This window comes from Rhodoblastus sp. 17X3, assembly GCF_030056575.1.
Lineage (GTDB): Bacteria > Pseudomonadota > Alphaproteobacteria > Rhizobiales > Beijerinckiaceae > Rhodoblastus.
This window is the reverse complement of record NZ_JASHHX010000042.1, coordinates 1-3,317: the sequence shown is the minus strand read 5'-3', so window position 1 is coordinate 3,317 and position 3,317 is coordinate 1. Positions and strand designations below refer to the sequence as shown.

The following is a 3,317-nucleotide window of genomic DNA, read 5'->3' as shown; positions in this document are numbered from 1 at the left end:
CCCGATAGCCCGCGCCCATTGGCAGGCGATCAGGCCGACGCCGCCGGCGGCGGCGTGGTAAAGGATGGTCTCGCCGCCCTTCAGCGGAAAGACCTGACGGAAGAGATACTGGACCGTCATGCCTTTCATCATCAGCGTCGAGGCGGTGCGGTCGGAAACCGCATCCGGAATCGGGATCAGGACGGCGGCCGGCATGACGCGCACGTCGGAATAGGCGCCCTGCGGTCCGAGCAGATAGCCGACCCGGTCGCCGGGCTTGACGTCCGTGACGTCCGGCCCGACCGCCTCGATGATTCCGACCGCGTCGGAGCCCAGTCCGTTGGGAAGGGCCAGGGGATAGACCCCGGTCCGAAAATAGGTGTCGATGAAATTGACGGCGACATAGGTGTGGCGGACGCGCGCCTCGCCCGGGCCCGGGTCACCGACCTCGACCGTCTCCAGCTTGAGGACCTCGGGGCCGCCCGTTTCGTAAAACTTGATGGCGCGATTCATTTTTCTGCTCCAGCCGCCGCGTCGGCGCGGGACGTCTCGTCCCCCTCGCCTTTCGCCAGCTCACGAATAAAAACGTCCGCATCCGGCCATTCGCCATAGCCGGAGGCGGGATTGAGGTGGCCGACCTCGCCGAGATCGACCAGCTCGCCGCCCCAGCAGGCGGCGAGTTCCGCGACGCGCTCGAAACGACCCAGCGGATCATTGCGGCTCGCCGCGACAATGCTCGGGAACGGAAGAGGAGCGCGAGGGACTGGCAGCCAGCCGCCAACGCGCAATTCCTCGATCGTCGGATAGCCTTCCGGCATCGGCTGTTCGAAATCCGGCGGCGTCGCGAGCAGCGCGCCGAGCACCGGGCGACGCGTTTGCGCCGCCCAATGCGCGACCATCACCGCGCCGCCGCTATGGGCGACGATGATGACCGGCCCGTCGATCGCCTGGGCCTCCCGCTCGATCGCCTCGACCTTGGTCCTGCAATCGAGATCGGCGCGCCCCATCGGCGGAACCGTCCGCACGCGATCAAGACGCGCGGCGAGCAGCGTCTGCCAATGGGCGGGAACTTCATCCCGCAGGCCTGGCACGATCAATATGGTCGGTTCGGTCATCGTCCCGGTTACTCCGCCGCCTGGCGCACCACCCGTGAGGGCTGGCGGTTCGGCGCGAAGCCATTGCGGGCCAGCGTCTCGTCGGCGTTGTTGTAGAACTCGCCGATGCGATAGATGCGGCGCGCCTCCTTGCCGTCGGCGATCTCGCGGCCAAATTCGCGCGAAAGACGGACGAGCTGCTCGATCTGCTCGACGCTCGACATCTTGCCGCTGCGGTCCTGCTTCCAGATATTGTCTTCGATGCCGCAGCGGACATGCAGGCCCATGGCGAGCGCCATCATGTTGACCGGCAACACGTTCAGCATGGAGGTTTCGAGCGTCAGCACCGACCCATCCGGACACGCCCGGACGAAATTGGCGAGATTGTAGATATTCGGCGCATCGAAGCCGCCGCCGATCGCCACCCAGGTCAGGATCAGCGGCACGTTGCAGACGCCGCGGCGCATCATCCGCTCCACCGTCTCGAGCTGCGTGATGTTGGCGAGCTGGAAATGGGTCTGGATGCCATTGGCGCTGAGGCGGCGGATATGCTCCTCGACCCATTCCGGGCCGGCGGGAATGGTCATTTCGCGATAGGCGCGGTAATTGGCCGGTTCCCCGAGCGACGTGCCGGCGACATCGGCCTCGCACATCTGCTCGACGACGTTCATCTGGTTGCTGTTGATGGCGATCGTCACCTGGTCCGGCGTCGGCTTGAGGTCGGCCAGCATGTGCCGGGTGTCGTCGCTCAGCCATTTCGCGACTTCGCCCTCGCCTTCCGGCGCGAAGCTGATCGAACCACCAACCTGGAGGATCATGTCGGGAACCGCTTCGCGCAGGCCGGCGAGCAATTCATTGAACTTGCTCAGCCGCTTGCTGCCCTTGCCGTCTTCCTCGCGGACATGGACATGGAGGACGGTGGCGCCGGCGTTGTAGCAATCGACCGCCTTCTGCACATGCTCGGCGATGCTGACCGGAATGTCTTCGGGGAAGTCGGCGGGCATCCACTCGGGCCCGTAGGGCGCGCAGGTGATGACGAGTTTTTCCTGATTTTCGGGAAACAGGGAACCATCGAGGAAGTTCATGAGCTTTCTCTCTTACGTTTTGCGTTGCTATTTTTTCGAGGATTTGCTTCCGGCGCCTGGCCGGCAGCGGCGTCAGAAGGGCGTGTCGCCCATGATGCCGGCGCGCTCCATCTTGCGATGGCACGGCGGGTAGTCGATCACCGCATAGTGCTGGGTGGATCGGTTGTCCCACATCGCCATGCTGTTGGGCTTCCAGCGCCAGCGAACTTGATATTCCGGGATCTGCGCCTGGCTGATGAGGTAGTGCAGCAACTGGGCGCCGCCCGGCGCGTAGTCCTGGCCGTAGCGGACGTTTTCCGGCGTGTGGAAATTGGTGAAATGGGTCGCGAACGCGTTCACGAACAATACCTTCTCGCCTGTTTCCGGATGGATCCGAACGACCGGATGCTCGGCGTCCGGGAACTGGGCCTTCAGCGCCAGACGCTTCTCGATCGGCATCGCCGCGCCGAAGGAGGCTTCGATGCTGTGTCGTGCGCGCAATCCGGCGATCCGGGTCTTGATGTCCTCCGGCAGCTTCTCATAGGCGAGGACCATATTGGCCCACATCGTGTCGCCGCCGACCGGGGGGCACTCGACGCAGCGCAACACGCAGCCCATCGGCGGCTTTTCCCTCCAGGTCGCGTCGGTATGCCAGGCGTTTTCATATCGCTCGTTGGGCGAATTCGGATCCTTGTAGATGCGCACCAGCCCCGGATGATCGGGGTCGCTGCCTGCAACCGGATGGTCTTCGAGGTCGCCGAAATGCCGGGCGAAGGCGACGTGCTCGGCGCGGGTGATGTCCTGATCGCGGAAGAACAGAACCTTGTGCTGCAAGAGCAAAGACTTGATTTCGGCGAGCAGAGCCGGGTCGCGGCTTGCTGCGCCGAGATTGACGTTCTGAAGCTCCGCTCCAATCGCGCAGGTGAGCTGCTCCACGCGGATCGAGGCGCCGAGAGACGACGCCGGCACGACGGCCGGAGCATTGACGATCGTCGGGTTGGCTGCGGTCGCTGTCATTGGAATTCCTCCCTGCCGGGCGGCGGCGCCTTTCTCGCGAAGGCTGTCCGGTCCGGCGTTTGATTTCCATTTTGTATAAATGACGCCGGCGAGTGCGTATCCCCCCAACGAGGGGGGGGAACCCTACCGTTTCAGGGGGGAATGGAGGCGCGAAGCCCATCGC

4 protein-coding genes are annotated in these 3,317 nt (G+C 64.5%); all 4 read right to left on the bottom strand.

The window, feature by feature from the left end:
• Window positions 1-492 (bottom strand): alcohol dehydrogenase catalytic domain-containing protein (locus QM467_RS19635; RefSeq protein WP_283368027.1); only part of this gene is annotated, 492 nt, incomplete at its 3' end.
• Window positions 489-1,094, bottom strand: a complete 606-nt coding sequence (locus tag QM467_RS19630) for an RBBP9/YdeN family alpha/beta hydrolase (RefSeq protein ID WP_283368026.1) — start codon at window positions 1,092-1,094, stop codon at window positions 489-491. The genes QM467_RS19630 and QM467_RS19635, both read right to left, overlap by 4 nt.
• Window positions 1,095-1,102: 8 nt before the next feature.
• Window positions 1,103-2,158 (bottom strand): 3-keto-5-aminohexanoate cleavage protein, encoded by a 1,056-nt coding sequence (locus tag QM467_RS19625; RefSeq protein WP_283368025.1) that lies wholly within the window; start codon window positions 2,156-2,158, stop codon window positions 1,103-1,105.
• A gap of 72 nt (window positions 2,159-2,230) precedes the next feature.
• A complete protein-coding gene (locus tag QM467_RS19620) occupies window positions 2,231-3,154 on the bottom strand; it encodes a TauD/TfdA dioxygenase family protein (RefSeq protein ID WP_283368024.1) in 924 nt (307 codons plus the stop codon).
• Between the last annotated feature and the right edge of the window lie 163 nt (window positions 3,155-3,317).